Annotated in this window: 24 protein-coding genes and 1 pseudogene; 22 read left to right on the top strand and 3 right to left on the bottom strand. The window is 65.8% G+C overall.

Annotation, left to right across the window (positions count from 1 at the left end):
* From BW991_RS01930 to BW991_RS01865, 14 genes are all read left to right on the top strand, one after another.
* Window positions 1–366, top strand: a complete 366-nt coding sequence (locus tag BW991_RS01930; protein WP_076600394.1) for a TIGR03745 family integrating conjugative element membrane protein — start codon at window positions 1–3, stop codon at window positions 364–366.
* Window positions 367–378: 12 nt separating this feature from the next.
* Window positions 379–852, top strand: coding sequence for a TIGR03750 family conjugal transfer protein (locus BW991_RS01925; RefSeq protein ID WP_076600393.1), 474 nt, complete (start codon window positions 379–381; stop codon window positions 850–852).
* Window positions 849–1538, top strand: a complete 690-nt coding sequence (locus tag BW991_RS01920; RefSeq protein ID WP_076600392.1) for a PFL_4703 family integrating conjugative element protein — start codon at window positions 849–851, stop codon at window positions 1536–1538. The genes BW991_RS01925 and BW991_RS01920 overlap by 4 nt, the downstream gene beginning before the upstream one ends.
* Window positions 1535–2455 carry a TIGR03749 family integrating conjugative element protein gene (locus BW991_RS01915; RefSeq protein WP_076600391.1) on the top strand — a complete coding sequence of 307 codons (921 nt, stop codon included), beginning with the start codon at window positions 1535–1537 and terminating at the stop codon, window positions 2453–2455. The genes BW991_RS01920 and BW991_RS01915 overlap by 4 nt, the downstream gene beginning before the upstream one ends.
* Complete coding sequence (locus BW991_RS01910) at window positions 2445–3908, top strand: TIGR03752 family integrating conjugative element protein (protein ID WP_076600390.1); 1464 nt, start codon at window positions 2445–2447, stop codon at window positions 3906–3908. Before BW991_RS01915 ends, BW991_RS01910 begins: the two co-directional genes overlap by 11 nt.
* On the top strand, window positions 3889–4323 hold the full coding sequence (locus BW991_RS01905; protein ID WP_076600389.1) for a TIGR03751 family conjugal transfer lipoprotein: 435 nt from the start codon (window positions 3889–3891) through the stop codon (window positions 4321–4323). The genes BW991_RS01910 and BW991_RS01905 overlap by 20 nt, the downstream gene beginning before the upstream one ends.
* A complete protein-coding gene (locus tag BW991_RS01900) occupies window positions 4323–7211 on the top strand; it encodes a conjugative transfer ATPase (protein WP_076600388.1) in 2889 nt (962 codons plus the stop codon). Before BW991_RS01905 ends, BW991_RS01900 begins: the two co-directional genes overlap by 1 nt.
* 13 nt (window positions 7212–7224) lie before the next feature.
* The gene (locus BW991_RS01895; RefSeq protein WP_076600387.1) at window positions 7225–7977 is read left to right on the top strand and encodes a DsbA family protein; all 753 of its coding nucleotides are present in this window, start codon (window positions 7225–7227) and stop codon (window positions 7975–7977) included.
* Between the two features lie 194 nt (window positions 7978–8171).
* Entirely contained in the window at window positions 8172–8666 is a 495-nt protein-coding gene (radC, locus tag BW991_RS01890) for a RadC family protein (protein WP_076600386.1), read from the top strand.
* Between the two features lie 167 nt (window positions 8667–8833).
* Window positions 8834–9286, top strand: coding sequence for a TIGR03757 family integrating conjugative element protein (locus BW991_RS01885; RefSeq protein ID WP_076600385.1), 453 nt, complete (start codon window positions 8834–8836; stop codon window positions 9284–9286).
* Entirely contained in the window at window positions 9283–10233 is a 951-nt protein-coding gene (locus BW991_RS01880; protein ID WP_076600384.1) for a TIGR03756 family integrating conjugative element protein, read from the top strand. Before BW991_RS01885 ends, BW991_RS01880 begins: the two co-directional genes overlap by 4 nt.
* 85 nt (window positions 10234–10318) lie before the next feature.
* Entirely contained in the window at window positions 10319–11644 is a 1326-nt protein-coding gene (locus tag BW991_RS01875; protein ID WP_235943303.1) for an integrating conjugative element protein, read from the top strand.
* On the top strand, window positions 11641–11994 hold the full coding sequence (locus BW991_RS01870) for a hypothetical protein (RefSeq protein WP_076600383.1): 354 nt from the start codon (window positions 11641–11643) through the stop codon (window positions 11992–11994). The genes BW991_RS01875 and BW991_RS01870 overlap by 4 nt, the downstream gene beginning before the upstream one ends.
* Before the next feature lie 15 nt (window positions 11995–12009).
* Window positions 12010–13527 (top strand): conjugal transfer protein TraG N-terminal domain-containing protein, encoded by a 1518-nt coding sequence (locus BW991_RS01865; protein ID WP_076600382.1) that lies wholly within the window; start codon window positions 12010–12012, stop codon window positions 13525–13527.
* A 4-nt stretch (window positions 13528–13531) separates the two neighbouring features.
* On the opposite strand, the gene BW991_RS01860 is transcribed toward BW991_RS01865, so the two are convergent.
* The 3 genes from BW991_RS01860 to BW991_RS01850 form a co-directional block, all read right to left on the bottom strand.
* Window positions 13532–13903 (bottom strand): DUF3742 family protein, encoded by a 372-nt coding sequence (locus tag BW991_RS01860; RefSeq protein WP_076600381.1) that lies wholly within the window; start codon window positions 13901–13903, stop codon window positions 13532–13534.
* A 116-nt stretch (window positions 13904–14019) separates the two neighbouring features.
* Window positions 14020–14481, bottom strand: coding sequence for a type II toxin-antitoxin system YhaV family toxin (locus tag BW991_RS01855; protein ID WP_076600380.1), 462 nt, complete (start codon window positions 14479–14481; stop codon window positions 14020–14022).
* Window positions 14481–14798, bottom strand: a complete 318-nt coding sequence (locus BW991_RS01850) for a type II toxin-antitoxin system PrlF family antitoxin (RefSeq protein WP_076600379.1) — start codon at window positions 14796–14798, stop codon at window positions 14481–14483. The genes BW991_RS01855 and BW991_RS01850 overlap by 1 nt, the downstream gene beginning before the upstream one ends.
* Window positions 14799–15112: 314 nt before the next feature.
* On the opposite strand from BW991_RS01850, the gene mobH reads away from it, so the two are divergent.
* The 8 genes and pseudogenes from mobH to BW991_RS01805 all read left to right on the top strand — a co-directional run bounded on the left by mobH (window position 15113) and on the right by BW991_RS01805 (window position 25157).
* Window positions 15113–16924, top strand: a complete 1812-nt coding sequence (gene mobH / locus BW991_RS01845) for a MobH family relaxase (RefSeq protein WP_076600378.1) — start codon at window positions 15113–15115, stop codon at window positions 16922–16924.
* Between the two features lie 402 nt (window positions 16925–17326).
* Window positions 17327–17563, top strand: a pseudogene (locus BW991_RS01840) (transposase); the annotation flags it as partial.
* 89 nt (window positions 17564–17652) lie between these two features.
* On the top strand, window positions 17653–18279 hold the full coding sequence (locus BW991_RS01835) for a TetR/AcrR family transcriptional regulator (protein ID WP_076600377.1): 627 nt from the start codon (window positions 17653–17655) through the stop codon (window positions 18277–18279).
* A gap of 88 nt (window positions 18280–18367) precedes the next feature.
* A complete protein-coding gene (locus BW991_RS01825) occupies window positions 18368–19234 on the top strand; it encodes a DUF2934 domain-containing protein (protein ID WP_084204919.1) in 867 nt (288 codons plus the stop codon).
* A complete protein-coding gene (locus BW991_RS01820) occupies window positions 19234–20904 on the top strand; it encodes an ABC1 kinase family protein (protein WP_076600376.1) in 1671 nt (556 codons plus the stop codon). The genes BW991_RS01825 and BW991_RS01820 overlap by 1 nt, the downstream gene beginning before the upstream one ends.
* Before the next feature lie 2 nt (window positions 20905–20906).
* The gene (locus BW991_RS01815; RefSeq protein ID WP_076600375.1) at window positions 20907–21854 is read left to right on the top strand and encodes a patatin-like phospholipase family protein; all 948 of its coding nucleotides are present in this window, start codon (window positions 20907–20909) and stop codon (window positions 21852–21854) included.
* Window positions 21847–22626 (top strand): polyprenyl synthetase family protein, encoded by a 780-nt coding sequence (locus tag BW991_RS01810; RefSeq protein ID WP_076600374.1) that lies wholly within the window; start codon window positions 21847–21849, stop codon window positions 22624–22626. The genes BW991_RS01815 and BW991_RS01810 overlap by 8 nt, the downstream gene beginning before the upstream one ends.
* Before the next feature lie 62 nt (window positions 22627–22688).
* On the top strand, window positions 22689–25157 hold the full coding sequence (locus tag BW991_RS01805) for an MGDG synthase family glycosyltransferase (protein WP_084204924.1): 2469 nt from the start codon (window positions 22689–22691) through the stop codon (window positions 25155–25157).
* Window positions 25158–25406: the final 249 nt, after the last annotated feature.

Raw genomic sequence — 25406 nt, 5'->3', positions numbered from 1 at the left:
ATGAACCCTTCTTCGACTTCTCATCGCGCCGCGCGCATTGCCGCCGTACTCGCTCCGCTGGGCATCGCGGCCACGCCGCTGGCTTCGTTCGCTGCCGGCTTGCCGACCATGGAAGACCCGTCGCGCGGCGCGGGCAGCGGCATCATGCAGACGCTGCAGAACTACGGCTACGACATCGTGCTGCTGATCGCGCTGCTCGTGGTCGCCTCGATGTTCGTCGGGGTCTGCTACCACGCCTATACGCGCTATGCCGAAATCCACACCGGCCGCACCACGTGGGGCCAGTTCGGCCTGACGGTGGCGGTAGGCGCGATCCTGCTGGTCGTCGGCATCTGGCTGCTGACCAAGGCCACCGGCGTGCTCTGAGGGCCGGCACCGATGGCCGGCTCCCCGGAGAGTCCGCGCGACGGGCTCGTGACCTTCCTGCCGCATCGCCTGAACCGCCACCCGGTGGTCGTGCGCGGACTGACCGCCGACGAGCTGTGGGTCTGCGCTGGTCTGTCGGCCGTAGCTGGATTTCTGGCCGGCATACCGCTGGCCTGGCTCACGCACAGCATCGCCATGGTGCCGACGCTGATCGTCGTCGGCATCGGGCTCGGCGTGTTTGCGGGTAGCGGCTTCCTGCGCCGGCAAAAGCGCGGCCGGCCCGACATCTGGCTGTACCGCCAGCTCCAGTGGCGGCTCGCACTGCGCTATCCTGCCCTGGCGGCCCACGTGGGGGGACGGCAGCTCATCACCCGCTCGGGCTGGTGGACCACGCGGCGCCAGCGGCCTTCCACGTCCATCCGTCGAGGTGCTGCCCATCCTCCCTCGGGAAGGGCGTCACGCAGTGACAGGGGGGCTGTCCAGTGAGTCGGTTCAAGAACGAAGTCATGCACCTGCGGGCGCACGTCAAGACCTTGCGCCTCGGCGCCGCCGCGCTCTTCGTCGTGGCACTGCTGCTTGGGTTCGGCTGGTGGAGCGCGCCGAAGAGCCTGACCATCCACGTACCCCCGGACTTGCGCTCCGGCAGCACCCGCAAGTGGTGGGACGTGCCTCCAGAAAGCGTCTACGCCTTCACCTTCTACATCTGGCAGCAGGCCCAGCGCTGGCCAACCAACGGCGAGGAAGACTACCCGCGCAACCTCAAGGCGCTGTCTGCCTACCTCACGCCGAGTTGCCGCTCGTTCCTGCAGCAGGACTACGAATTCCGGCGCAGCAACGGCGAGTTGCGTCAGCGCGTGCGCGGTATCTACGAGATTCCCGGCCGGGGTTACGGCGACGATCCCACGTCGCGCGTCCAGGTCGTGTCGGCAAAGAACTGGATCGTCACCCTCGACGTGAGCGCCGACGAGTACCTGGGCTCCGAGCAGGTCAAGCGCGCACTGGTGCGCTACGCCTTGAAGGTCGAACGCATGGACGTCGATCCGGAGCGCAACCCCTTCGGCCTGGCCCTGGATTGCTACGCGAGCGCGCCGCAGCGCATTGAACCGGCGCCGGCACCTGCGCCGGCCGCCCAGCCCGCCGCAGCCAACCACCTGCAAGGAGGAGCCTCATGAAGCGCCTTGTCCTGCCGGCCCTGGCCGGCTTCCTGCTCAGCATGGGGCTCGTCTCCACCAGCCAGGCCGTGGAGATCCTGCGCTGGGAGCGTCTGCCCCTGGCCGTACCGCTCGTGGTCGGCCAGGAGCGCGTGATCTTCATCGACCGCAACGTGCGCATCGGCGTGCCGGAGAGCATCGGATCGCACCTGCGGGTGCAGAGCGCGGGCGGTGCGATCTACCTGCGCGCGAGCGAGCCGATTCCGCCGTCGCGACTGGAACTGCAGGATGCCGAATCCGGGGCGCTGATCCTGATCGACATTGCCGCCGAGCCGGCCAAGGCGGGCCAGCCGGCGCTGGAGCCCGTGCGCATCGTGGAAGCGGAGGCCCCCGCGAAGCGCTACGGCGGCAGTGCAGCAAGCGGCGCGGACCAGCAGGCAGAAGCGCCCGCAGACAAATCCGTTCCCCGGCGCGAAACGCCGGTATCGGTCGTGCTGACGCGCCATGCCGCGCAAAACTTGTACGCGCCGCTGCGCACCGTCGAGCCGGTCGCCGGCATCGGGCGCGTGAACCTGCGCCGCGGCCTCGCGCTGAGCACCTTGCTGCCCACGCTGCCGGTGCGCGCACAGGCGCTGGCCGCATGGCGGCTCGAAGACCAGTGGGTGACGGCCGTGAGGCTCACCAACACCTCCGCGCGCTGGCTGAACCTCGATCCGCGCGCCCTGCAGGGCGATTTCGTCGCGGCGACCTTTCAGCATGCGAGCCTGGGGCCCGCCGGCCAATCGGCCGACACCACCGTGGTCTACCTCGTCACCCGTGGCCATGGCCTGGCCGAGTCGCTGCTGCCGAAGGTCGCGCCGATCGACGCGGCGGTGAGTCTGCCGCCGGCAGCCGCAGCCGGCCAGGCCGAAGGAGGAGGCGCTCGCGATGAAGAGTAACCCTCTCCTCAAGTGGCTGCTGATCCCGATGGCGCTGCTGGTGATCTTCGTCGGCATCAAGCTGTTCTCGGGCGACCGCGGCGCCAAACCCGCGCAACCCGGCGCCGCCAATCCGCTCACGCCCGAGGAGATGAAGGCCCTGGGCATCGAGGGCGACACACCGCGCGACACCGTTGCCACGCTGGTCGCCCAGGTCAAGCAGTTGCGCAACGAGCTGCAGACCGCGCTCACCGACAACAAGAACCAGAAGGCCGAGAACGAACGCATGCGCGCCCGCGAGAGCGCGGTCGACCAGCGCATCCAGACTGCCCTGGACGGCGAGCGCGGCCGCCTGCAGCAGGACCGTGAGCAGGTCGCCAGCGACCGCCAGCAGACGCAGAGCCTGCTGCAGGACCTGCAGCGGCGCCTTGATGGCCTCACCGGCAAGGGCGGCCAGGCCGATCTGCCTGTCGGGCTGGGCCTGGAGGAAGGCGACGGCAAGAACTTCGGCGGCAGCTTGGGCAGCGGCGCTCGCGGCAGTAGCACGCGCTGGGTGGAGCCGGACGACGCCAAGCCACCGAAGAACGGCGCCGCGAGCAGCGGCCCAACATTTCCCACCAGCTTCGGACCCGCGCAGAAAGCCCTGACCAATACGGCCGACAGCGTTGCGAGCACCGTCGCCGATGCGGGCAGCCGCGCCATGGGTGCCTCCGCCAAGCCGGTCTACACGGTGCCGTCGAACTCGACGCTGATGGGGTCGATTGCCATGACGGCGCTGATCGGACGCGTGCCGATCGACGGCACGGTCAATGACCCGTACCCCTTTAAGGTGCTGATCGGGCCGGACAACCTGACCGCCAACGGCATCGACATCCCCGACGTGGCCGGCGCCGTGGTCAGCGGCACCGCCTCGGGCGACTGGACGCTCTCGTGCGTGCGCGGACAGATCCGTAGCGTGACCTTCGTGTTCCAGGACGGGACCATCCGCACCGTGCCGGAGAACAGTTCGCGCAGCCAGGGTGGCAACGGCGGCCAAACCGGCGGCAGTGCCACTCAGGGCGGCCTGGGCTGGATCAGCGATCCCTACGGCATCCCCTGCGTCTCCGGCGAGCGGCGCAGCAACGCCCAGCAGTACCTCGGCTCGCAGGCCCTGATCACCGCGGCCGGTGCCGGTGCGGCCTCGCTGATCAAGTCCGACAACGGCAGTATGGCGGTGGTCGCCAACAGCAACGGCTCGCTCGGCACGGTCGGCATCTCGGGCAACGAGGCCATGGGCCGCATCCTGGCCGGTGGCGTGCGCGACATGGCCGATTGGGTCAACAAGCTCTACGGCCAGGCTTTCGCCGCCATCTACGTGCAGCCCGGCGCGAAGGTCGCCGTCCACCTGGAGCAGCCCCTCAACATCGACTACGACGCCAAGGGGCGCCGGGTCAATCACCGCATCGGAGGCGCCCATGCGTCGGAACTGGACTGATACGGTCGTGGCAATGCTCGTGGCCACGGCGCTGGGCGGCTGTGCCACCAGCAAGGACAAGGTGCTGCCGCATGGCGATCACACCATGCTAGATGTCTGGAACCAGGAGACCGGCGGCAGCGCTGGCGGGGGCCAGTCGGCCCGGCAACTGCTCGATGCGCGCCAGGGCCTGCGCCGGCCGCTGATCGAGGCCGACGTGCAGGCCGCGCCCGCGAACAATGCGGCCTACACCCGCACGGCGGCCAACGAAATCTACCGCCAGTTCCACCGGCTGCCGAACCCGGACCTGGTGATGTACGTCTTGCCGCACCTGGCCGGCACCGACCCCGTGCCGGTGCCCGGTTACACCACGGTGTTTCCGCTCTACCAGCGGGTTCAGTACGCCATGCCGGGCGAGCGTCTGGAGGACTACTGATGACCTGGTCCGTTCCCTTCCTGCAGGCGCGCCCGGCCGAAACCCCAGCCGGCGCAGAGGCAGATGCCGACGACGCATGGACGCGGCACGTGTCGATGCTGGCTACGCATGGCATCAGCGAGCCCGGCAGTGCGCTGGCCGTCCGCCGCCGCAAGCCGGCCACCGAGGCGGACGCCCAGGCGCTCTACGGCGTGGCCCCGTCCTTCGCCGATCTGTTGCCCTGGGTGGAATACCTGAACGAGTCGAAGTGCATGCTGCTGGAAGACGGCCAGTCGGTCGCCGCGTTCTTTGAATTGGCGCCGGTCGGCACCGAGGGTCGCGAACTGGCCTGGCTGTGGCAGGCGCGCGATGCGCTGGAGAACGCGCTGCAAGACTCCTTCGACGAACTCGACGAGAACCCCTGGGTGGTCCAGCTCTACGCCCAGGACGAGGCGAACTGGGACGGCTATCTGCGCGGGCTGGCCAGCTACGTGCGGCCACGCGCCCGGGGCAGCGCCTTCAGCGAATTCTACCTGCGCTTCTTCGCCCACCACCTGCGCGCGATCGCCAAGCCCGGCGGCCTGTTCGAGGACACCACGGTGACACGCCTGCCATGGCGCGGCCAAGTCCGGCGCGTGCGCATGGTGGTCTACCGGCGTACCCCGACCACCGCGTCGTCGCGGCGCGGCCAGTCCCCCGGGCAGGCCCTGGCCACGATCTGCGACCGGCTCGCCGGCGGGCTCGCGAACGCGGGCGTGAAGGCGCGGCGCATGAACGCCGCCGACATCCACGACTGGCTGTTGCGCTGGTTCAATCCCCACCCGACGCTGCTGGGGCCGAGCGCCGAGGATCGGGAGCGCTTCTATGCGCTGACCCGCTATCCCGAGGAGACGGAAGAGGGTGAGATCGAGCTGGCCAGCGGCGACTTCGCGCAACGCCTGTTCTTCGGCCAGCCGGGCTCGGACGTGGGCAACGGCACTTGGCTCTTCGACGGCATGCCACACCGGGTGATCGTGATGGACCGCCTGCGCATGCCGCCGCCAACGGGCCACATCACCGGCGAGACCCGCAAGGGCGGTGATGCGGTCAATGCGCTGTTCGACCAGATGCCGGAAGACACGGTGATGTGCCTCACGCTGGTCGCCACGCCCCAGGACGTGCTGGAAGCGTACCTGAACCACCTGAGCAGGAAGTCGGTCGGCGAGACGCTCGCTTCGGAGCAGACCCGCCAGGACGTGCAGCACGCGCGCAGCCTGATCGGCAGCGCGCACAAGCTCTATCGCGGGGCGCTGGCGTTCTTCCTGCGCGGGCGCGATCTGGCGCAGCTCGACGCCCGCGGCCTGCAACTGGTCAATGTCATGCTCAATGCTGGTCTACAGCCGGTGCGCGAGGAAGACGAGGTGGCGCCGCTCAACAGCTACCTGCGCTGGCTGCCCTGCATCTTCGACCCGGCCCTCGACAGGCGCCAGTGGTACACCCAGCTCATGTTCGTGCAGCACGCCGCGAACCTCGCGCCGGTCTGGGGCCGCAGCCAGGGGACGGGGCATCCGGGCATCACCTTCTTCAACCGCGGCGGCGGACCGATCACCTTCGATCCCTTGAATCGCCTCGACCGGCAGATGAACGCGCACCTGTTCCTGTTCGGCCCCACCGGCTCGGGCAAGAGCGCCACGCTCAACAACATCCTGAACCAGGTGACGGCGATCTACCGGCCGCGCCTCTTCATCGTCGAGGCGGGCAACAGCTTCGGCCTCTTCGGCGACTTCGCGGCGCGGCTGGGCCTCACGGTGCATCGCGTAAAGCTCGCACCCGGCGCAGGGGTCAGCCTCGCCCCGTTCGCCGACGCACACCGCCTGGTGGAAACGCCCAGCCAGGTGCAGACGCTGGATGCTGATGACCTGGACGAAGACCGCGACGAGGTAGCGCAGGTCGCCGATGCCGACGAGCAGCGCGACGTGCTGGGCGAACTGGAGATTACCGCGCGGCTGATGATCACCGGTGGCGAGGACAAGGAAGAGGCTCGCATGACGCGCGCCGACCGCAGCCTGATCCGCCAGTGCATCCTCGATGCGTCTCAGCGCTGCGTGGCGGAGAAGCGCACCGTGCTCACGCGCGACGTGCGCGACGCGCTGCGCGAACGCGCCCGCGATGCGACGCTGCCGGAGGCACGGCGCACCCGGCTGCTGGAGATGGCCGACGCCATGGACATGTTCTGCCAGGGTGTCGACGGCGAGATGTTCGACCGTCCCGGCACACCCTGGCCCGAGGCCGATATCACGATCGTGGACCTGGCGACCTTCGCCCGCGAGGGCTACAACGCCCAGCTCTCGATTGCCTACATCAGCCTCATCAACTCGGTGAACAACATCGCCGAACGCGATCAGTTCCTCGGACGACCGATCATCAATGTCACCGACGAGGGCCACATCATCACCAAGAACCCGCTGCTCGCGCCCTACGTGGTCAAGATCACCAAGATGTGGCGCAAGCTCGGCGCCTGGTACTGGCTGGCGACCCAGAACATCGACGACCTGCCCAAGGCGGCCGAACCGATGCTCAACATGATCGAGTGGTGGATCTGCCTCTCCATGCCCCCGGACGAGGTGGAGAAGATCGCGCGCTTCCGCGAGCTGAACCCGGCGCAGAAGGCGCTGATGCTCTCCGCCCGCAAGGAGGCCGGCAAATTTAGCGAAGGCGTGATCCTCTCGAAGTCGATGGAGGTGCTGTTCCGCGCGGTGCCGCCCAGTCTGTACCTAGCGCTGGCCCAAACCGAGCCGGAGGAGAAGGCCGAGCGCTACCAATTGATGCAGCAGTACGGCATCGGCGAGCTGGATGCCGCCTTCAAAGTGGCCGAGAAAATCGACCATGCCCGCGGCATCGAGTCGCTGGCGCTCGATACGCTGGCGTGACGGGGAGGCGGCAATGCACCTGCCCGGATTCGTACGATCCCGCCGTTTCATTCTGCTCGCGTTGCTGACAGCCGCCTTGCTTCTGCTCGCCGCCTTGTCCTTCCTGCGCCCGCGTGCCACGGCACAAGTTGAAACCCGCCCTCTAAGCTCCACAGAGACGGTGCCGTCTGTACCTTCACCACCATCCAGGCCACCCTGGCGCTATGGCCGGCCCGATGCGCGTTTCACGGTGGTTGAGTATGCCGATCTGGAGTGTCCGTTCTGTCGAACCTATTTCCCGGTACTCAAGCACTGGATCGATGGACATCCAGAAATGAGCTGGCAATGGCATCACCTGCCGCTGGCCATGCATGAACCGGCGGCCTCCGCCGAGGCACGCCTGGTCGAGTGCATCGGTGAGGCCGGCGGCCCCGCCGCGTTCTGGCAGGCCGTAGACTGGGTCTACGCGAACACGCGTGGCGACGGGCAGGGGCTGCCCGAAGGGCTGCGCTATCCCGACCTCACGCCTGCCGCGCAGCAGTGTCTCGCCAGTGATCGGCCCGACGCGGTGATCCACGCCCAGGTTGAGGAGGCGGTAAAGAACGGCGTTTCCGCTACGCCGGCGCTGCAACTACGTGACCGGGAGACCGGCAAGGCTCTCTTGTTGCACGGCTCCGTCGAGGGCGATGCTCTGCTGTCTGCTCTCGATCTGCTCACTGCGAGCGGCACCACCGGCTTGCCATCGAAGGAAATGCCAGCCGACTCTGTCGGCGACATGCCCAGGTAGCCATCGATCTTCAAGGCTACGGTGCGGCTCGACCGCACTGATCGAACCCGTTCGCTTCGCATCCTCGCCTGCGAACAGCCGCCGCGTTTGTGGCGGTGGATGCCTCTTCTTCCTCTGTTCCATCCCCGTCGTCCTTTGGAGGGTTTGCCCTCCTGGGGCATACGCCCTCCAATCTCATCCATTGGAGGTTCGCCATGTCTTGTGTCGTCGCCGATTCCCGCCCGGAGTCGCTTACCCTGATCGCCGCCCAGCACGAAGGCTGGATCATCCAGCAGGCCATTAACTTGCTGGAGAAACGCATCTTCAAAGCCGGGGCGTTGCTGGACAGTCCTGCCGCCGTGCGTGACTACCTGCGCCTGAAACTGGTCGTGGAGCCCAACGAAGTCTTCGCTGTCGTGTTCCTCGACAGCCAGCACCAGGTGCTCGCCTACGAGCCGTTGTTCAAGGGTTCAGTCGACCAAACCTCGGTATACCCGCGGGTGGTCGTCCAGCGCGCCTTGGCCCTCAACGCGTCGGCGCTGATCCTGGCGCACCAGCATCCCTCTGGGGTGACCGAGCCTTCGACCGCTGATCGCTCGCTCACGGATCGACTCAAAGCCGCTCTGGCCATTGTCGATGTCCGGGTGGTGGACCACTTCATCGTCGGCAAGGGCAAGCCGTACTCCTTCGCTGAGGCCGGTCTGCTGTAGCTCCCCGCTGTCCCGGCATCCGCCGTTCATCCCAATGGGAGCCCTCGGGCTCCCATACTTTTGCAGCACTCCTGAAAAATGGGGACTCCCCGGCAACGGATTCTTTGTCGCTCCGCACACGCTCTTGGTTTCGACTACAGCCTGTATCGACCCCCCGGAGGCGCGACATGCTGTTTTCATCTCACGGCTTTCTTCCTGGCTCACCGTCGTGGCAATCCATGGCTGCCGTAGTGGTGACGGGGTTGTGCATGGTCTTGTTGAGCGGGGTAGCACTGGCCGACGTGCTGGTCGTAACCGACAGCCGTCACCCGATCCAGCGCATGGGTGGTGAACGTGTCATAGAACTGGACCTCCCAGCCCGGATCGAAGCCGAACTGTCGACGGGGCTACCGGCCGATCCGGGGCGGGCCGAGGCAATCATGCAGCAGCGATTGCGTGAGGGCAACGAGACGTTGCAACGCCACATTGGGCTTGCCTACCAGGATGTTGCCGAAGCTTGGGGCTTGGGTATCGTCAAGATTCCCGCAGTGGTGGTCGATCGACGCTACGTGATCTACGGCGAGCCCAACGTGGCGCGTGCCGCCGCCCGTATCGATGCCTATCGGAGCGCGCGGCCATGACCCGTCTGTCAACAGCGCCGTCCCAACGCTTGCGGACAGTCATGGCTTCGCTGTTGCTATGCGGAGCCACGTCGAGCTTCGCGCTGAACACGGCGACCATCACTTCATCGTCCTTGTCGCCTGATTGCCTGGAATACCGCGTTGTCGGTGTCTGCTACTGGTTGTTCTGCACCATGTTCGGTTGCTCGGTACGCACCTCGGTCAAGGTTCGCCACTACGTTCCCGATGCGGTGGTATCCAGCTATTCGAACACCGGCGCGAACCCGTGGGGGGAAGTGCGGGCGATGAGCACGCCCAATTCCATGGCGCAGGCCGGCGGCGATGGCACCACGAACCACGACAACGAGAACAACCTCGCCAAGTTCAAGAACGCCGATGTGATCGGGCATCCCGGTGGCTCGGTGTTCAGCCAGTTCGCCAGCGCTTCCGGCTACACCTGTCAGGGAGCCGGCGCAGCCTTCATGCCCTACCTGCTGAGCACGCTCGACACGCTGGCCTGGCGCTACTACATCCCCGAGATGGTGTTCCCGGAAGCGCTCATTCCCGGTATGCGTGAGATCGGAAGCTACGCCAGCGCCAACCTGTGGGGCAGCGTCTACCCACGCGGCGGCTTCCTGCATCAAACCGACGACTACAAGAGCGGCGCGGTGGTGGTGCAGCGCGCGGGTGACATCGTGACCCGGCGTGGTCAGATCCACGTTTATCAGCCGCTGCTTGCGAATGCGCGCGATGGCTACTGGCCGGCTGGGGCGTTGATGGAGGGCGACGCTTCCACCGGCAAGTGGCAGGAACTGACGCCCACACTTTCCAGCACTTGTGCCGTCTTCCCTCACAGCAACACGCGCGTACAAGCGCAGCAAGGCGACTACGCCTGGGCGCTGTGGCGGCCCTATGCCTGCTGCCAGCGCCGTGGGCAGGTTTTCCTCGGTAGCGTTGATTTCCAGTGAGGTGCCCGCGATGAAGGTGTCCTTTTCCCACATCACTCAGCGAGCCAGGCTCTACACCCTGGCCGTTGCGCTCGCCTGTGCCGTCATGGCAGCGGGCGTCGCTTGGGCGCAGACCCGCATCAATCCCAGGGGCGTCAGTGTGAATGGCAGCGTCATCGGCGACGACGTGCTCTACAGCATCGGTGGCGGCCGGGCCGTTTCCATGGGTGGTGCGGGAAACATGCAGAGCATCGGCGTCGGTGTCGGTTGGAACAGCAACCTGATCTGCGGAAACATGAGCATCACGACCACGCTGCAGAACCAGCTCAATGGCATCACCAACGGCTTCCAGGCGATCATGAGCACGGTGATCCAGAACGCCACCAGTGCCGTGGCGTCGCTGCCGGCGCTGATCATCCAGCGTGCCGATCCGGGCCTCTACAACCTACTCACCAACGGCGTCCTGCAGGCTCGCCTGGACTTCGACCGCTCGAAGATGACCTGCCGGGCCATCGCCAACCGCCTCGCGGACATGGCGGGCGGCCAGGCAGGCTGGGACCAACTCGCTGAGGGCATGGCGCTGCGCGATGCGGTGAGCAGCACCGATGCCGTGTCGGCCGTCGAGCAGGCCGAGTCGAACAGGGGCAACAACGGCGTGCCCTGGGTCGGCGGCGGCAACGCGGGCGGCTCGGGCCAGGGGTCGATCAAGGTGGTGGGCGACGTGACGCGCGCAGGCTACAACCTGCTCAACGGGCGCAGTGTGACGGACACCTCGTCGATCTCTCGCGCCACCTGCGGCAACCGGCTGACCTGCCAGACCTGGTCCTCGCCTGGTGCGGCTGCAGCCTGGGCGACGCGCGTGCTGGGCGAGCGTGAGCAGCGCACCTGCGAAAGCTGCACCAAGACCCAAACCACGCCCGGTGTCGGGCTCACACCGGTGATCCAGGAGGAGTACGAGACCAAGCTGCAGGCGTTGCAGGAACTGGTGACCGGCGCCAAGCCGACGACGGTGGCGAACCTGGAAGCGGCCGGCAGCAACTCGCTGCCGATCACCCGCGGCGTGATCGAGGCCCTGCGTGACGAGCCCGACCAGGATCTGCTGGGCAAGCGCCTGGCCTCGGAGGCGGCGCTGTCCAGCGTGCTGGAGAAGGCACTGCTGTTGCAGCGGACGCTGCTGACCGGCAAGAAGGAGCCCAACGTCGCGGCCAACGAGCTGGCCGTGAAGGCGGTCGATCAGGAGAACGGCGCGCTGGAGCAGGAGATCAGCAATCTCAAGACTGAACTCGAATTGCGGCGCACGCTGGCGGGCAACTCCGCGATGGCCATCGTCCAGCGCCACGGCACGCGCGCCGGCGGCTCGCGCGGCATCTTCGAGGGCGACACCACGCGCGACCGCCTCAAGGAAGTCCAGAAACCCCGGAGCACACCATGACCGGCCGCACGTGGCTGCGGCCTACGTGGCTGTTCAACCGCCGGGTGGGCGTCGCACTGCTGTGGGCGCTGCTGGTGGCCGGAATCGCGGTGGCAGTGAACGTCGCCGGCATTCATGTCGTCGGCGGTATTGATGGCTGGGAGCGCTGGCTGCACGCGCATTCCGCCCACTTCCTCGTCTGGCGGCTTTTTCTCTACGCGGCGACGGCCTATGGCTGGTGGTGGATGCGGAAGCGCCTGCGGCAACGCGAGCCGTCAGCCGAAACGCATCACCGCCTGCTGCGCGTCGAGATCGCGGCCGTGACGACCATCGTACTGCTCGAAGGCAGCCAACTGCTGCGCCATGGCTGAGGCGGGGAGGATGTCATGACCCTCTACACGACCGACTACCTCGAGTATTACCTGACCCTGGTGGGCTGGCTGGTCAACAACGGCATTTGGAACATCCTCGTCGCCAGCGGCGTGTTCGCGCTCCCGTTCGTCGCCATCGTGATCCAGGAGTGGCTGCGGGCGCGCGCGGAAGGCGCGGACGAGGGCAACAAAGGTGTGCTGTCCTCGATGCGCATCGAGAACCGCGTCTGGGTGGCGATCGTGGTCATCATGTTCGCCGGCATCCCCTTCATTCCGGTGGACCTGAGCACGATCCGCTTCGATACGAGCCGCTCCGCGCAGTGCCAGGTCAGCGTTCCGCAGCCGGCGGACACGGGCTGGTCCAACGCCTACACCACGCTCAACAACCAGAGCGCGCTGGTGCCGGTGTGGTGGTTCTTCATGCACGCCATCTCCAAGGCCGTCACCGGGGCTGCGGTGGCGGCGATCCCCTGCGGGACCGATCTGCGGCAGATGCGCATGGACGTCGATTCCACCCGCATCGACGACCCGGTACTGGCCCAGGAGGTCGGGGATTTCGTGCACGACTGCTATGGGCCTTCGCGCGCCAAACTGTTCATGAACCGGCCGACGCTCTCCGACGAGCAGATGAACGACGTGACTTGGATCGGTTCGAGCTACTTCCTCGACGCGCCCGGCTTCTACGACACCTACCATTCGAGCACGCCGCGCACGGCTTGGCCCTACGATGCCACCCGCGACGCGGGGCTGGCCCAGGTGGACAGCGGCGGCGGCTATCCGAGCTGCCGGCAGTGGTGGTCCGACGGCAACAGCGGGCTACGCGCCCGCCTGCTGGCCCAGGTCGATCCCGATCTGCTCTCCCGTATCGGCCGCTGGGCGGGGTTCCTGTCGCAGAACGAGGTCAACGACTCGGTGATCCGCGCCGTCGTCTCACCCAGGCAGCAGAAGATGAACCAGGGCGCCGTCTACACCGACTACGGCGGCCAGATCGAGAAGACGCTGCCCAACATCGTGACCCGCGGTGCCGGCGACCTCGGGATGGCCGTCGGCTCGCTGGGCTTCTTTCCGGCCATGGATGTGGTCCGCCAGGCGTTGCCGATGGTGCTGTCGCTGCTCAAGATGGCGCTCGTCATCTGCATCCCGCTGGTGCTGCTCTTCGGCACCTACGAGCTGAAGGCCCTGGTCGCGGTGAGCTGCGTAGAGTTTGCGCTGTTCTTCGTGGACTTCTGGTTCCAGCTCGCGCGCTGGCTCGACAGCACGATCCTCGATGCGCTCTATGGCTGGGGCTTCGGCGCGAGCCGGCCGCATTCGAACTTCGATCCCCTGATCGGCCTGAACAACGCCTTCGGGGACATGCTGCTGAACTTCGTCATGGCGACGATGTTCATCGTGCTTCCGGGCTTTTGGGTGACGGCCCTGGGATGGGTGGGCATCCGCGCCGGCAATGCGCTTCAGGGGCTGTCGGAAGGCACGAAATCAGCAGGCCAAGCCGGATCAAGGGGCACGGGCACCGTGGTTCGGGCAGCCAAGTAACTACCTACCGCTCATCATCAAAGCGGGGGTCTGGATCGTCGTCGTAGTTGATTGGATCGTAGAAAACACTGCGCTTGTGATCCGCTTGATCGCCGATCGCCCATTCCTCCGCTTCGCCGGGAGCGGCGTTCCGTGCCGTCCAACCCGCAAACACGGCGATCATGATCAACATCGCAAGCCAGAGCGCGACGTAAATCAGCACGCCGAATGCAACGAGCTTGAGGATCAGCAACACCCCTCGGGCGGCAACAGGCGCCAATCCTTGCGCCACCAGCCAGTCGTGCGCTTGGCGGTCCAGACGCACACAAGCCCGCCACATCCGGCCCAGTGTCCGGCCAGCGCGTTCCGCGAAAGTGGTCTGTGCAGCGAGCTTCATGGTGGCTACCTCATGGCCGTCCTATGGGTTCTCACTCGGCACCCGCTCCAAGGGATCGTCGATTGGATCCATCGTGGATTTTTCAAAGATCGTTTGAAACTCCATGCGACATCCAATCAACGTTCCTTCGATGCCCATTCCGCCTGGCTCGTTGCTACAAGCGCCGCCCAGTCGTCGGGCGGATTGCCACGTCCGAGCATCTTCTCGAACACCGCATAGGGATCGGATTCGCTGCCAGCCGATCGCAAGGTCTGTTCGTCGTTGACCCAGGCAAACACGATCGCCTTCGCCTTGGAGTCGTAGCGGAAGAACAGGCGGAATCGCCGCCCGATCTTTGCGCGCCGCCAGTGACGGTACGCCGGTCCCAGGGTGTTGCCCTGGCGGTACTCGTCCCGTGAGGGATCGCTCGGCACGACCTCCATGATCAACTGGCTCAGCGCCCGAAACAGCTTGACGTTGGCGTTGCCCTCGAACCCTTGCGGGTCGTTCTGTTCGGCCCGTTCTGCGGCCGCCTGCAGCTTGCGCAACTGCTCGATCACGCCCTCGTGGAACAAGAGCGTCCAACCGTGCCGCTGCATCAGAGCGCCACTTCGCCGTCGATGTCTTCATCGAGATTGACCGCGTGGCCGGCACTCGCCAACATGACCCGGGCCAGATCATCCGGGAGGGACTGGACATGCCGGCCGGCCCGAATGTCGGCCTCCAGCAGGCCCAGGAAGGCCTCGATGGCCGGGTCTTCGTGCTCGGCGTCCGCGCGGGTCACGATGACTTCGCCTCCGCGCAGGTCGAAGGCCACTTTTCCGCCGGCGTCCACGCCCAGTGCCTGCCGGATGGGCTTGGGCAGTGTGATCTGGCCCTTGGAGGTCAGCGTGGCGACTTCATGGATCTCAGGCATGGATGTTCTCCTGATGACAACACTTGCATGGTAAGGAATTTTCCTTACATCGTCAATCTGCCTGAGCATGGGGCCTCCATCCAGTTGAAAGAGAAGGCCCCATCGTAGCCCCGGCACAGGCGCCTTCCCGCCAGAATCCGATTTGGGCCAGTCCCGCATTGGCTGTGGCTCGGCTACCTTCGCTGCTCTATACCAAAGACTTTCCGACAAAGGACAAAGGGCTGGGAAGGGGCAAGGGAACGGGGTCAAGGGGAAAGGCCCTACCCGAAAGGGCCAAGAGGCTCCCCCGAACAGCCCGCCATCCAGGATTCGCCATGCTCTCGCTGTTCCAACGCAAACGGATGCCACCTGCCACCGCAGTGACGCCCACTCCCTCCGCCGAGCCCCCCAAAGGGCTGACGCGGACGGAATCGGCCGCATCACTGCTGGCGACACCGCGCCGGCAGAAGCTGCTGGAACACATCTGGCAGCGCACGTCCGTCTCCCGTGACCAGTTCGCCACGCTGTATCGGGCGCCACTGGAGCGCTACGCCGAGCTGGTCCAGAATTTTCCAGCCTCGGAAAGCCACCACCACGCCTACCTGGGCGGCATGCTGGACCACGGCCTGGAAATCGTGGCCTACGCGCTGAAGCTGCGACAGTCCCATCTCCTGCCGGCCGGCGCCACGCCGGAAGCCCAGGCCGCCCAGGCCGAGGCCTGGACTGCGGGCATCGCCTACGCGGCACTGCTGCACGACGTCGGCAAGGTCGCCGTCGACCTGCATGTCGAGTATGCCGACGGCACGATCTGGCATCCCTGGCATGGTCCGCTCCGGAAGCCGTACCGCTTCCGCTACCACAAGGCACGCGAATACCGGCTGCACAGCGCAGCTACCGGGCTGCTCTACGCCCGACTGCTCGACGCCGGTATCTTCGACTGGCTCAGCGTGTATCCGGACCTGTGGTCGGCACTCCTGTACGTGCTGGCCGGCCAGTACGAGCATGCCGGCATGCTCGGGGAATTGGTCGTGCAGGCCGACCAAGCCTCGGTCGCCCAGGCGCTGGGTGGTGATCCGGCCAAGGCGCTGGCGGCACCCCGCCATGCGCTCCAACGCAAGCTCCTCGACGGATTGCGCTACCTGCTCAAGGAAGAGTTCAAACTGAACCAGCCCCAGGCCTCGGACGGATGGCTGACCCAGGATGCACTGTGGCTGGTCAGCAAGACGGTCTCGGACAAGCTGCGCGCCCATCTGCTGGCCCAGGGCATCGATGGCATCCCGTCCAGCAACACCGCCGTCTTCAACGTGCTGCAGGACCATGGCATTGCGCAACCGACGCCAGAGGGCAAGGCCATCTGGAAGGCGACCATCACCAGCGACGCGGGCTGGTCTCACACCTTCACGCTCCTGCGCCTCGCACCGTCGCTGATCTGGGAAGGCAATGAGCGGCCCACACCGTTCGCCGGCACAGTGATGGTGGTGCAGGACGAGGGGGAAGCAACTGTTTCCGCATCGTTGCCCGCCGTACCGGACTCGGTCGCCCCCGAGCCTCTGTCGGCGCAGCCAGCCGGCGAAGGCGTCGAGGCGCTTCTGGATCTGCTCGACATTCCAGATATGGCGTCGGCTGTTCTCTCGTCGACCACCGAAATGTTTTCTCCAACCCTGGAAGAGCCGCCTCTTGAGTCAGGTGAGTCAAGGTTACCGCTCGACTCGGCGACGCCTGCGTCGATTCCAGGATTGGAGGAAACGCCGTCAGGCGAGCATTTCGTCGCCTGGCTGCGCCGGCATATCGAAGAGCGCAAGCTCATCATCAATGACACCAAGGCACTGGTGCATACGGTCGCCGATACCGTCTATCTGGTCAGCCCCGGCGTGTTCCAGCGTTACGCTCAGGAACATCCAAGAACCGCCTTCCTTGCCAGGCAAGACCAACTGGCCGATTGGCAATGGGTGCAAAAACGCTTCGAGAAGCTGCAATTGCACCGCAAGCAGCAGAATGGTCTGAACATCTGGATATGCGCAGTCACAGGGCCGCGGAAATCGCGGAGACTCCACGGCTACCTGCTGGAAGACCCGCGAGTCCTGTTCAGCGATATGCCACCGAACAACCCTTACCTGTCGGTATCTGCTGCCGCCGATCCTGTGTAGGAAGGCACCTATCGGCAACCCACCCATGAATCACGGAGCGAGTCCAACGTACGAGATCGTCCAAAGGAAGGTCACCACGATGATGCAGCCGCCAGTGACGCATGGTCTCCCGCATCGCTTTCGCCGCTCTGTCACTCACGGCAGGAGAGAAACTGACGAAGAGCCCGCCCCTGCAAGCCGACTTCGAGGGGCCTCCCCTCATCTTTGGTAAAGCATCGCTTCTACCTCGCCATTGGCGGTTGCGTTCGTAGCACACGATGCCCTGGTACTTGGCAATGAGCACCTGTTCGCCGGGCTCGGCGCGGGATGCCAACGTCCATAGTGTCACCATCGAAATTGGTGGGCACGATCTTCAGCGGATGACCGCGCCATGGGACAGGTGAGTTTTCCGGGCGCTTACGCTATGTCGGCCAGCCATTCGCTCATGCCGTTGAGGAATGGCTTGGCGCTGAAGTCCAAATCGCCAAGCACAGCGAGTTGCATTCCTTTGCCGTCATGCCTCAGCGATGGGTCGTCGAGCGGTCATTCGCCTGGATCGAGAAATGCCGCCGCCACTGGAAAAACTGCGAGCGGAAACTCAACACCAGCTTGCAGTTCGTCCACTTGGCCTTCATCGCACTACTGCTCAAAGGATTGTGAACAGGTTCTCAGTAGGCTGGATGGTGCAAACCACATCTGACAGAGATATACTGATCGTTCGTTAAGTTTATCGGAAGGGCCACCAATCTATGATCCGCCAGCCGATTAGGATCATTCGCAAGCGAAAAACGCGGGAAGAGATTCTTGAACTATCGGCGCCTCTGTTTGCGCGGAACGGTTACGACGGCGTCTCGATGCGCGATGTCGCTGCTGCCGTCGGCCTCACCCAGGCGGCGCTTTACTACCACTTCGCCGACAAGGACCAGCTCTATCTCGATGCGGTGGCCTACGAATTCCGGGAAAGAGAGGCCGCGCTGAAAGACATGCTGGCCGGCGACGGTACTCCACGGGAGAGGCTTGAACGCTTTGTGGCCGGGCTCGCCCGGATGATGGCCACGGATAAGGACTTTCTGCGGCTGGTGCAGTGGGTACTTCTGGACAGCGACGAGGCGCGTCAGAGCACCTTGGCCAAACATGTATTCAGGGACATGTTCGTCGCCGTCCATGATCTCGCCAGCGAACTGGACCCGCATCAGGATGCCCACCTGCTTGCGATGTCGATCTTTGGCCTGGTGATCTTCCATTTCCAGACCGGTGCAACCCGTCAGTTCATGCCGGGACACCGGCCCCACCAGGACAACCCCGAAGTGCTGGCACGCCACGTATGCGAACTGCTGCGAAGGAGCCTAGCCGCAGCCGAGGGGGAGGCACGCTGAGGATGGGGCTCCTGGACAGCTCATACCGATACCCGGCCCCGTACACGCCGGATTTTCCACACTCTCACTTTGAAAAGGAGCAGCGACCATGACCAAGGCAAAATCCACCTCCGCTTCGAATGCGGCACCGGAATCCGTTGCGGAGAAGAATCCGCCCGTCACCGCCGAGGAGCGCTATCGAATGATCGCGGAGGCCGCCTATTTTCGCGCGGAGAAGCGCGCCTTTCTGGGCGGGAACGTGGCAGAGGACTGGCTGCAGGCCGAGGCCGAGATCGACCGGATGCTCAAAGAGCAGGGACGTCTTCCCTCGATGACGCCGGAGGAAATCGAGCAACGCGTACAAGGCGCCCTCGCCACCGACCCGGCCGCGATCGCCGCCCAGGTGCGCGCGATCACGCTCGATGCGCTCACGCGCGGCAGCCTCGACACCGAGGCGCTCAAACGCGTGACGGCGGCCGTGGTCAAAGGCGCCCGCGAAGGCGCCGCGCCGCTCGGGGAACACGGCGGACAGGCGCTGAAAGAGGCGATGCGCGGTCTGGACGAGGCCCTGGCCGGGGCAGCGGAGGCCGCCCAGTTGGCCATTCAGGAGGCCGCGGGTCGCACCAGCGAGTTCTCCCGGCAGGGGCTGAAGCGGGCGGCGGACGAGCTGGCTACGCTGCAGACGCTGTTCATCGAAACGCTGCAGGAGGCCGCGCAGAGCGCCAAGGGCGTCGTCCAGGCCACCTTCACCGAGCTTGCCGAACATGCCCGCACCAGTGGCTCGGCCGTCGGCCAACGTACCCGGATCGCGCTCGAGCAACTGGCCCAGGCCATTACGGCAGGCGCTCGCGATCAGGCCAAGAAAGGGACGGAAGTCGTGCGCCATGAAGCCGCGCTGCTTGCCGGTCTGGCCGCCGGCCTGCTCCAGGGCATCGCTGCCCGCCTGGAATCGAAAGATACCGGCAAGGACGTTTGATGCTATGGCAAGCGATCGGCGCCGTCCGCGACCTGGGCCGCCTGCATGACATCGCCTCCGTCCTGATCCGTTATGGCTTCGGCGATCTGGTGCGGCGGATCGGCATGGCGGGCGCCCTGGAACGTGCCGGCCGCACCCTGCACTGGCACGAACCGGAGGAACTGGCGCGGCTGGAGCCGCCGGCCCGCGTGCGCCGGGCGCTGGAGGAGCTGGGGCCGAGCTTCGTCAAGCTGGGGCAGATCCTCGCCACCCGCGTCGATCTGTTCCCGGCGGAATGGATCGCCGAGTTCAGCAAGCTGCAGGATGCCGCACCCGCCATCCCTTTCGCCGAGCTGCTGCCGCAGCTGACCGAGGACTTGGGCGAGTCGCCCGAGGCCATCTTCCCACGCCTGGAACCGCAGGCGCTGGCGGCGGCCTCGCTGGCCCAGGTGCATCGCGCCTGGCTGGCGGACGGCACGGCGGTCATCCTCAAGGTGCGGCGCCCCGGCATCCGGCCGATCGTGGAGGCCGACCTGCGCCTGCTGGCCCGTCTCGCCGAGATCGTCGAGGCGGAAGCGCCCGAGTTGCGCCGCTACCGGCCGCGGGAGGTGGTGCGCCATTTCACCCTGTCGCTGCGCCGCGAACTGGATTTTTCCGCCGAGGGCCGCAGCGCCGAGCGCATCGCCGCCAACTTCGCCGCCCACCCCGAGATCGTCGTTCCCCGCATCCACTGGCCGTGGACCGGCGGGCGGCTCAATGTGCAGAACTATGTCGAGGGCATTGCCGGCCGCGACCTGGCCGCCGTGGACGCGGCCGGCCTCGACCGCAGGCTGCTGGCCCGTCGCGGTGCCCGGGCCGTGCTCAAGATGATGCTCGAAGATGGCTTCTTCCACGCCGACCCGCATCCCGGTAACGTTTTCTACCTGCCGGACAACCGCATCGCCTTCATTGACTTCGGCATGGTCGGGCGCCTTTCCGAGGAGCGCCGCTATCAGCTGGCCGTGCTGTTGCACGGTCTCGTCAGCCACGATGCGGAGAAGGTGGCCGAAGTGCTGCTGGACTGGAGCGGCGGCGCCGAGATCGACAGCGAGACCTTGCAGCCCGAGATCGACGCCTTCGTCGACCAGTATCACGGCGTGCCGCTCAAGAACCTCGATCTGGGCGCCATGCTCTCCGACCTGGTCGCCATCCTGCGCGAGCACGGCCTCACCCTGCCGCCCGACCTGGCGCTGCTGATCAAGGCCTTCATCGCCCTGGAGGGACTGGGGCGCCAGCTCGACCCCGACTTCGACATGGCGGGCGAGGCTACGCCGTTTCTCGAACGGGTGCTGCTCGCCCACGCCGCGCCCGGCGCCCTGGTCTGGCGCGGCTGGCGCGCCTTGCGCGACACGCTTGCCCTCGTCGCCGGGCTGCCGCAAGACCTGCGCCAGCTCCTGCGCGCCGCGCGGCGCGGCAAGCTCCTGGTGCAAGTCGAGGTCCTGCCCCTCAAGCATTTCGGCGACCGTCTCGACCGCGCCGCCAGCCGCCTGGCGATCAGCGTCGTCACCGCCGCCCTGATCATCGGCTCGGCCATCGTCATGACCGTCGAGCGCGAGCCCGGCCTGCCATCTTTCGGCTTGCTCGGCTTCATCGCCGCCGTCATCGGCGGCATCTGGGTGCTGTTCTCCATCTGGCGTGGCGGCAAGGGCTAGAGATGGCGAAACCAGCACCCGAAACCGTTCCCAATCCGCCCGCGCGCAAGGTCGGCCTGGCGCTGGGCAGCGGTTCAGCGCGCGGGCTGGCGCACATCGGCGTGCTGCGTGCCATCGAGGAGGCCGGGATCAAGGTCGATCTGGTCGCCGGCACCAGCATAGGCGCGGTGGTGGGCGCGGTATATGCCGCCGGCAAGATCGGAGGCTTGGCCGACCGTTTTCGCGCCTTCGATTGGCGGCAGATCGTCGGCATGCTCGACCCCGTTCTCCCCCGTTCCGGGCTGATCGACGGCCAGAAGATCGCGGACTTTGTACGCGCCCATGTGGCGGCCGCAAGCATCGAGGATCTGCCGATCCCCTTCCGCGCCGTGGCCACCTGCATCATGAGCGGCGAGGAGGTGGTGTGCGCCTGGGGCGACCTGATCGATGCGGTGCGCGCCAGCATCTCGGTGCCCGGCATCTTCACGCCGGTGCGCAGCAACGGCCGCATTCTCGTCGACGGCGGTCTGGTCAACCCGGTGCCGGTGAGTGTGGTGCGTGCCATGGGCGCAGGCCTGGTCATCGCCGTCGACCTCAACCACGACATCGTGGCGAGCCGGGTATCCCGCCCAGATTCGAACTCACAGGGAACATTCCATACCCAGGCCATGGCGCGCCTGCTGGCAAGCCTCCGAACAAACCCCGGCTTGGTCCAGTTCGAAGCCTGGCTGCACAAGGAGCCGGAACCGCTGCCGGGCATCTTCGATGTGCTGCTGAGCTCCATCTACATCATGCAGGCGCGCATGACCCAGGCCAGCCTGCGGCAGGACAAGCCGGACATCCTCATCCGCCCGCCGCTGGGTGCGGTGCGTTTCATGGAGTTCGACCGCGCCGAGGAAATCATCGAGATCGGCTACCGCAGCGCGGCGCAGCAATTGGCCCGCTGGGCAGGAGCGCCCACTGATGACTGACAGGCATCCCATGAACTTCCCCGAGGCTGTGATGACGGGCGTCCGCGCCGCCATTGCAGGCGCCCTGACCTGCGAGGCACCCCCCGTCCAGCTTGCCTTGCGCCTGTTGCTGTCAGGCCAGCAGATTCCGATCCGGGCGCTGGTGACCAGCAGCTTTCATTCCGGGCAGGCGGGCATCGATGCCGGCACGGCCTTGGACCTGATCCATCTCAGCCTGCAGCAATTGCATGCCCACGTCGATGCGGCGAGCGGCCCATCCGCGCATCTCGGCAACGCCGCCACCGTGCTGGCGGGCGACTACTTGACCACCGGGGCCTTCCGCCTGCTGGTGCGCTGCGCTGACCTGCAAGTCCTCGCCCTGATTTCTCATGCGGTCAACCGTGCCGCGGAATTGGAGGCCGCGAATCTGAGCCTGGCGCGAGATGGCGTCGATGACCCGACGCAGTGGGTGCGAACCCGTCAACGGTTGGCGGCGCCGCTGGGCGGGGCGGCCGGTGCCACAGGGGCTGCGCTCGCGGGCTACCCGGAACCGCTCGCCGGCGTCGCTCGGCGCTACGGCGAAACCCTCGTGGCGAGCCACGTGTTGCTGCAAGAAGCCAATGCCATGGAGCGCTGCGAGGCACGCACCGCCCTCCTGTGCGCAGCGCGCGACCTGTGCCGTCAGGCGACGCAGGAGGCGCGCACCCTTGCGACGGCCACAGGGAACGGCCGTCCACTCGAACTGGCTGAACGGATCGCTGCCAGCATCGAGGCTGGAGGCAGTGAAAAGTAATCATGAATTTAATGAGCCCCAACCCTCAGCCGGCCCGCGTGACAAGCCAGCAGGGAATGAAAATGGACGCGTCCTTGCCACCGAAGAAGATCGTCATTTTCTATTCGTCGATCGGCTACGGGCACATCAGTGCTGCCCAAGCCATAAGGGCGGAGATACATCGGCAATCCCGGAACACCGAGGTGGTTCTGCAGGACATTCGCGCCTTCATGCACCCGCTCTGGCGGCGCGTCGACGAACGCCTGTACTGGTTCGTCGCCAGCAACTTGCCCGAGTGCTTCGAGAGCCTGTTCGACGCGATGCAAACCAGAGGCAACCGCATTCCCTCGCTGTCGATGATGCCCACGGACTACCCGGAGGGGAAAGTTCACGCCTACCTGACCCAACAGGCGCCGGACGTCATCCTGTCGACCCACTACGGCGCTGCCCAGGTGCTGGGAACGCTGCGCGAAAAGGGGTTCCTGGCCAATCGAAGAATCGGATGGCTGCATACGGACTTTTTCGAGGGCTACTTTCCACGTATCTCCAAGCTGATCGATCGCACCTTTCTGGCGCACCCGGAACTGGAATCGCGCTGGCTGGCGGCAGGCGTGCCACCGGACAAGGTAATCACCAGCGGGATGCCGGTGCAGGTCGAGGCGGTGTCCGCAGTCGCTCGCCAGGACATCCGCGCGTGTATCGGGTTATCGCCGGACATTCCCACCCTGACGCTCGCGGGCGGCAAGGAAGGCCGGGGGGACTATGTCGACTTCATCTACAGCGTGATGCGTCATGTTCCCTGCAGCCTGCAGATCATCGCCGCATGTGGCGCGAACGCGAGCCTGCGTGCCAGGCTCAAGGAACTGCGCGGGAGCCTGCCGTCGCGGCTAACACTGAAGGTCGTGGGACTGGTGCCACGATCCGACATGACTGCGTACATGGGCGCCGCCGACGTCCTGATCACCAAGGCGGGAGGACTGACGCTGGCGGAAGCGTTCACGATCGGCGTGCCGACCATCCTCCTCGATGTCATCAGCGGCCACGAGCGCGAGAACGCCGCCCTGTTCGTGCGCCAAGGGCTGGCCAGTTTTGCTGGCAATGCGGAAGACGCGGGAAGACTGGTCGAGGAAATCCTCTCCGATCCGGTCCGACGGGAAGAAATCCTCACCGCCCAACGGCAGTACAGAGAGCGGACGAACATCGTCAGCATCGCCCGGTTCGCACTGGACGACGCAGAGGATCCCGTATATCCATTGCCGACTTACGGGGTCGAAGATGGCGCGCCGGTGCTCGGCATCGACGCAGCGCTCGCACGACTCGACGCCGAGTCATCGGCCGAGGTCGAGTTGCTGCTTTCCTACGCGACCTCGCAGACGCCGGAGCGGATCGTCCGCGAAAATCCGTTCGGACACCTTGCCATCCGTATCGAGGGCGTCGTTTATAGCGCGAACTACATCGCGGACCCTTCCGTCGATCCAAATTTTCTCCAGCACGTGAGCCTTGCGGACTATTTGTACGGTGTCACTCGTCCGTCCCCATCGCAAGTTCATACCAACACCTATGGCATGGCCTACGGCCGCGAGACGCTCGGTTTGCGCGTCCGGGGCGTTCCCCCCGAAAGCCGCGCCGCGATGGTGGCCGAGGCGCGCCGCCAGGAAGGCGCGTTCCGGGATGGCAGCCTGCAATGGCACCGGAGCGATTTCAATTGCGCGGACGTCGTGGCGCAGATGCTTGCGGCCGGTGGCTATGGCCGCCGCTCCCTCGGCAACCGGATAGGGCTGCCGAGCATGCCTTTGGACGTGTTCGAGGGCATCCGAGCACGGTTCGAAGAAGACCCGTCGTTGCAGGAGGAATTGATCGCCTACCGTTTGCTGCCTGGAACTCAGGCGCCTTATCGCTTTTCCCGTTTTCCGCTCTCGATGTGGCAGCCATTGCGCTCGATGGCGCGCGTGCTCAGCGACGCGTCTCGCGACGAGCTTGAGCAGGCAACAACCCGACAGGTCACTGGGTATTTCAGCGATTCCCGGCTTTATGTCGAGGACTTGCGGGCCTGCCGGTCGGCATCGGGAACCGAGGATATCCCGCTTGTCGAGCGTCCTCCCCTGGCACTGGAGGAGGCGATCCTCGCCGACTTGCGGCGTGTGCTCGCGGTGTACTTGGAACTTCCGTTCCAGCGGATCGGGCGCTTGGAGGGTCGCCCTGCCATCAAGGGGTTTGACGCGCTCGTCAATCGGGGACTCGAACTCGCCCGGCTGGCGACGGAGCATGCCGAAGACGGTCTGCTCCGTCTTCGCGCGGACCGGCTACGCGCGCTATTCAACCGGCTCGTGGAAGACTACGGGCAGATCGACCCGCAGCGCTTCGAATTGCGTCACGTCCAGGTCTACTTGGCGCAGCTACGGGCGTTCGAGTCGGTGCTGGGACGGGAGCTGTTGCCCCCGGGCGCTTCGTGGACCGACAGAGTGCGGACATCGCTGCATGTTTGGTGGCGTCCAAAGGTGGTGTTTGCTCGCCGCGTTGCCCAGGTGTATTTCCGCAAAAGAGAGAAGTAACTTGCCTTCACCACGCCCCCATTCAATGTGGCTCTCGCACGTTCTGTCCGGCGCTCTTCTGTCTTTCGGCAGCACAACGGCATTCGGTGCCGATCAGCTCGGCAAACAGTTTCAGATGCGGATGCCCCAGCCGGAGCGCGCTGCCTACGAGGCCGCTCCGCACCGGCCGCCGCAACACTCGCGGCACCGACAAGGCCGCGTCCGCAGAATGGCTGGCCCGCGTCCTGCTAATCACCATTTAAAGTCCAA

The organism is Aromatoleum tolulyticum (assembly GCF_900156155.1).
GTDB lineage: Bacteria > Pseudomonadota > Gammaproteobacteria > Burkholderiales > Rhodocyclaceae > Aromatoleum > Aromatoleum tolulyticum.
The sequence above is the reverse complement of the archived record's forward strand: the minus strand, read 5'-3'. Positions and strand labels throughout refer to the sequence as shown.

What these genes read in the sequence shown, in the direction of transcription:
- BW991_RS01835 (WP_076600377.1), top strand. Translation starts at nt 17,653, where the DNA reads ATGATCCGCCAGCCGATTAGGATCATTCGCAAGCGAAAAACGCGGGAA.
- mobH (WP_076600378.1), top strand. Translation starts at nt 15,113, where the DNA reads ATGCTCTCGCTGTTCCAACGCAAACGGATGCCACCTGCCACCGCAGTG.
- BW991_RS01885 (WP_076600385.1), top strand. Translation starts at nt 8,834, where the DNA reads ATGCTGTTTTCATCTCACGGCTTTCTTCCTGGCTCACCGTCGTGGCAA.
- BW991_RS01855 (WP_076600380.1), bottom strand. Translation starts at nt 14,481, where the DNA reads ATGCAGCGGCACGGTTGGACGCTCTTGTTCCACGAGGGCGTGATCGAG.
- BW991_RS01930 (WP_076600394.1), top strand. Translation starts at nt 1, where the DNA reads ATGAACCCTTCTTCGACTTCTCATCGCGCCGCGCGCATTGCCGCCGTA.
- BW991_RS01820 (WP_076600376.1), top strand. Translation starts at nt 19,234, where the DNA reads ATGCTATGGCAAGCGATCGGCGCCGTCCGCGACCTGGGCCGCCTGCAT.
- BW991_RS01815 (WP_076600375.1), top strand. Translation starts at nt 20,907, where the DNA reads ATGGCGAAACCAGCACCCGAAACCGTTCCCAATCCGCCCGCGCGCAAG.
- BW991_RS01915 (WP_076600391.1), top strand. Translation starts at nt 1,535, where the DNA reads ATGAAGCGCCTTGTCCTGCCGGCCCTGGCCGGCTTCCTGCTCAGCATG.
- BW991_RS01905 (WP_076600389.1), top strand. Translation starts at nt 3,889, where the DNA reads ATGCGTCGGAACTGGACTGATACGGTCGTGGCAATGCTCGTGGCCACG.
- BW991_RS01900 (WP_076600388.1), top strand. Translation starts at nt 4,323, where the DNA reads ATGACCTGGTCCGTTCCCTTCCTGCAGGCGCGCCCGGCCGAAACCCCA.
- BW991_RS01850 (WP_076600379.1), bottom strand. Translation starts at nt 14,798, where the DNA reads ATGCCTGAGATCCATGAAGTCGCCACGCTGACCTCCAAGGGCCAGATC.
- BW991_RS01870 (WP_076600383.1), top strand. Translation starts at nt 11,641, where the DNA reads ATGACCGGCCGCACGTGGCTGCGGCCTACGTGGCTGTTCAACCGCCGG.
- BW991_RS01865 (WP_076600382.1), top strand. Translation starts at nt 12,010, where the DNA reads ATGACCCTCTACACGACCGACTACCTCGAGTATTACCTGACCCTGGTG.
- BW991_RS01805 (WP_084204924.1), top strand. Translation starts at nt 22,689, where the DNA reads ATGGACGCGTCCTTGCCACCGAAGAAGATCGTCATTTTCTATTCGTCG.
- BW991_RS01875 (WP_235943303.1), top strand. Translation starts at nt 10,319, where the DNA reads ATGGCAGCGGGCGTCGCTTGGGCGCAGACCCGCATCAATCCCAGGGGC.
- BW991_RS01825 (WP_084204919.1), top strand. Translation starts at nt 18,368, where the DNA reads ATGACCAAGGCAAAATCCACCTCCGCTTCGAATGCGGCACCGGAATCC.
- BW991_RS01810 (WP_076600374.1), top strand. Translation starts at nt 21,847, where the DNA reads ATGACTGACAGGCATCCCATGAACTTCCCCGAGGCTGTGATGACGGGC.
- radC (WP_076600386.1), top strand. Translation starts at nt 8,172, where the DNA reads ATGTCTTGTGTCGTCGCCGATTCCCGCCCGGAGTCGCTTACCCTGATC.
- BW991_RS01925 (WP_076600393.1), top strand. Translation starts at nt 379, where the DNA reads ATGGCCGGCTCCCCGGAGAGTCCGCGCGACGGGCTCGTGACCTTCCTG.
- BW991_RS01910 (WP_076600390.1), top strand. Translation starts at nt 2,445, where the DNA reads ATGAAGAGTAACCCTCTCCTCAAGTGGCTGCTGATCCCGATGGCGCTG.
- BW991_RS01860 (WP_076600381.1), bottom strand. Translation starts at nt 13,903, where the DNA reads ATGAAGCTCGCTGCACAGACCACTTTCGCGGAACGCGCTGGCCGGACA.
- BW991_RS01880 (WP_076600384.1), top strand. Translation starts at nt 9,283, where the DNA reads ATGACCCGTCTGTCAACAGCGCCGTCCCAACGCTTGCGGACAGTCATG.
- BW991_RS01895 (WP_076600387.1), top strand. Translation starts at nt 7,225, where the DNA reads ATGCACCTGCCCGGATTCGTACGATCCCGCCGTTTCATTCTGCTCGCG.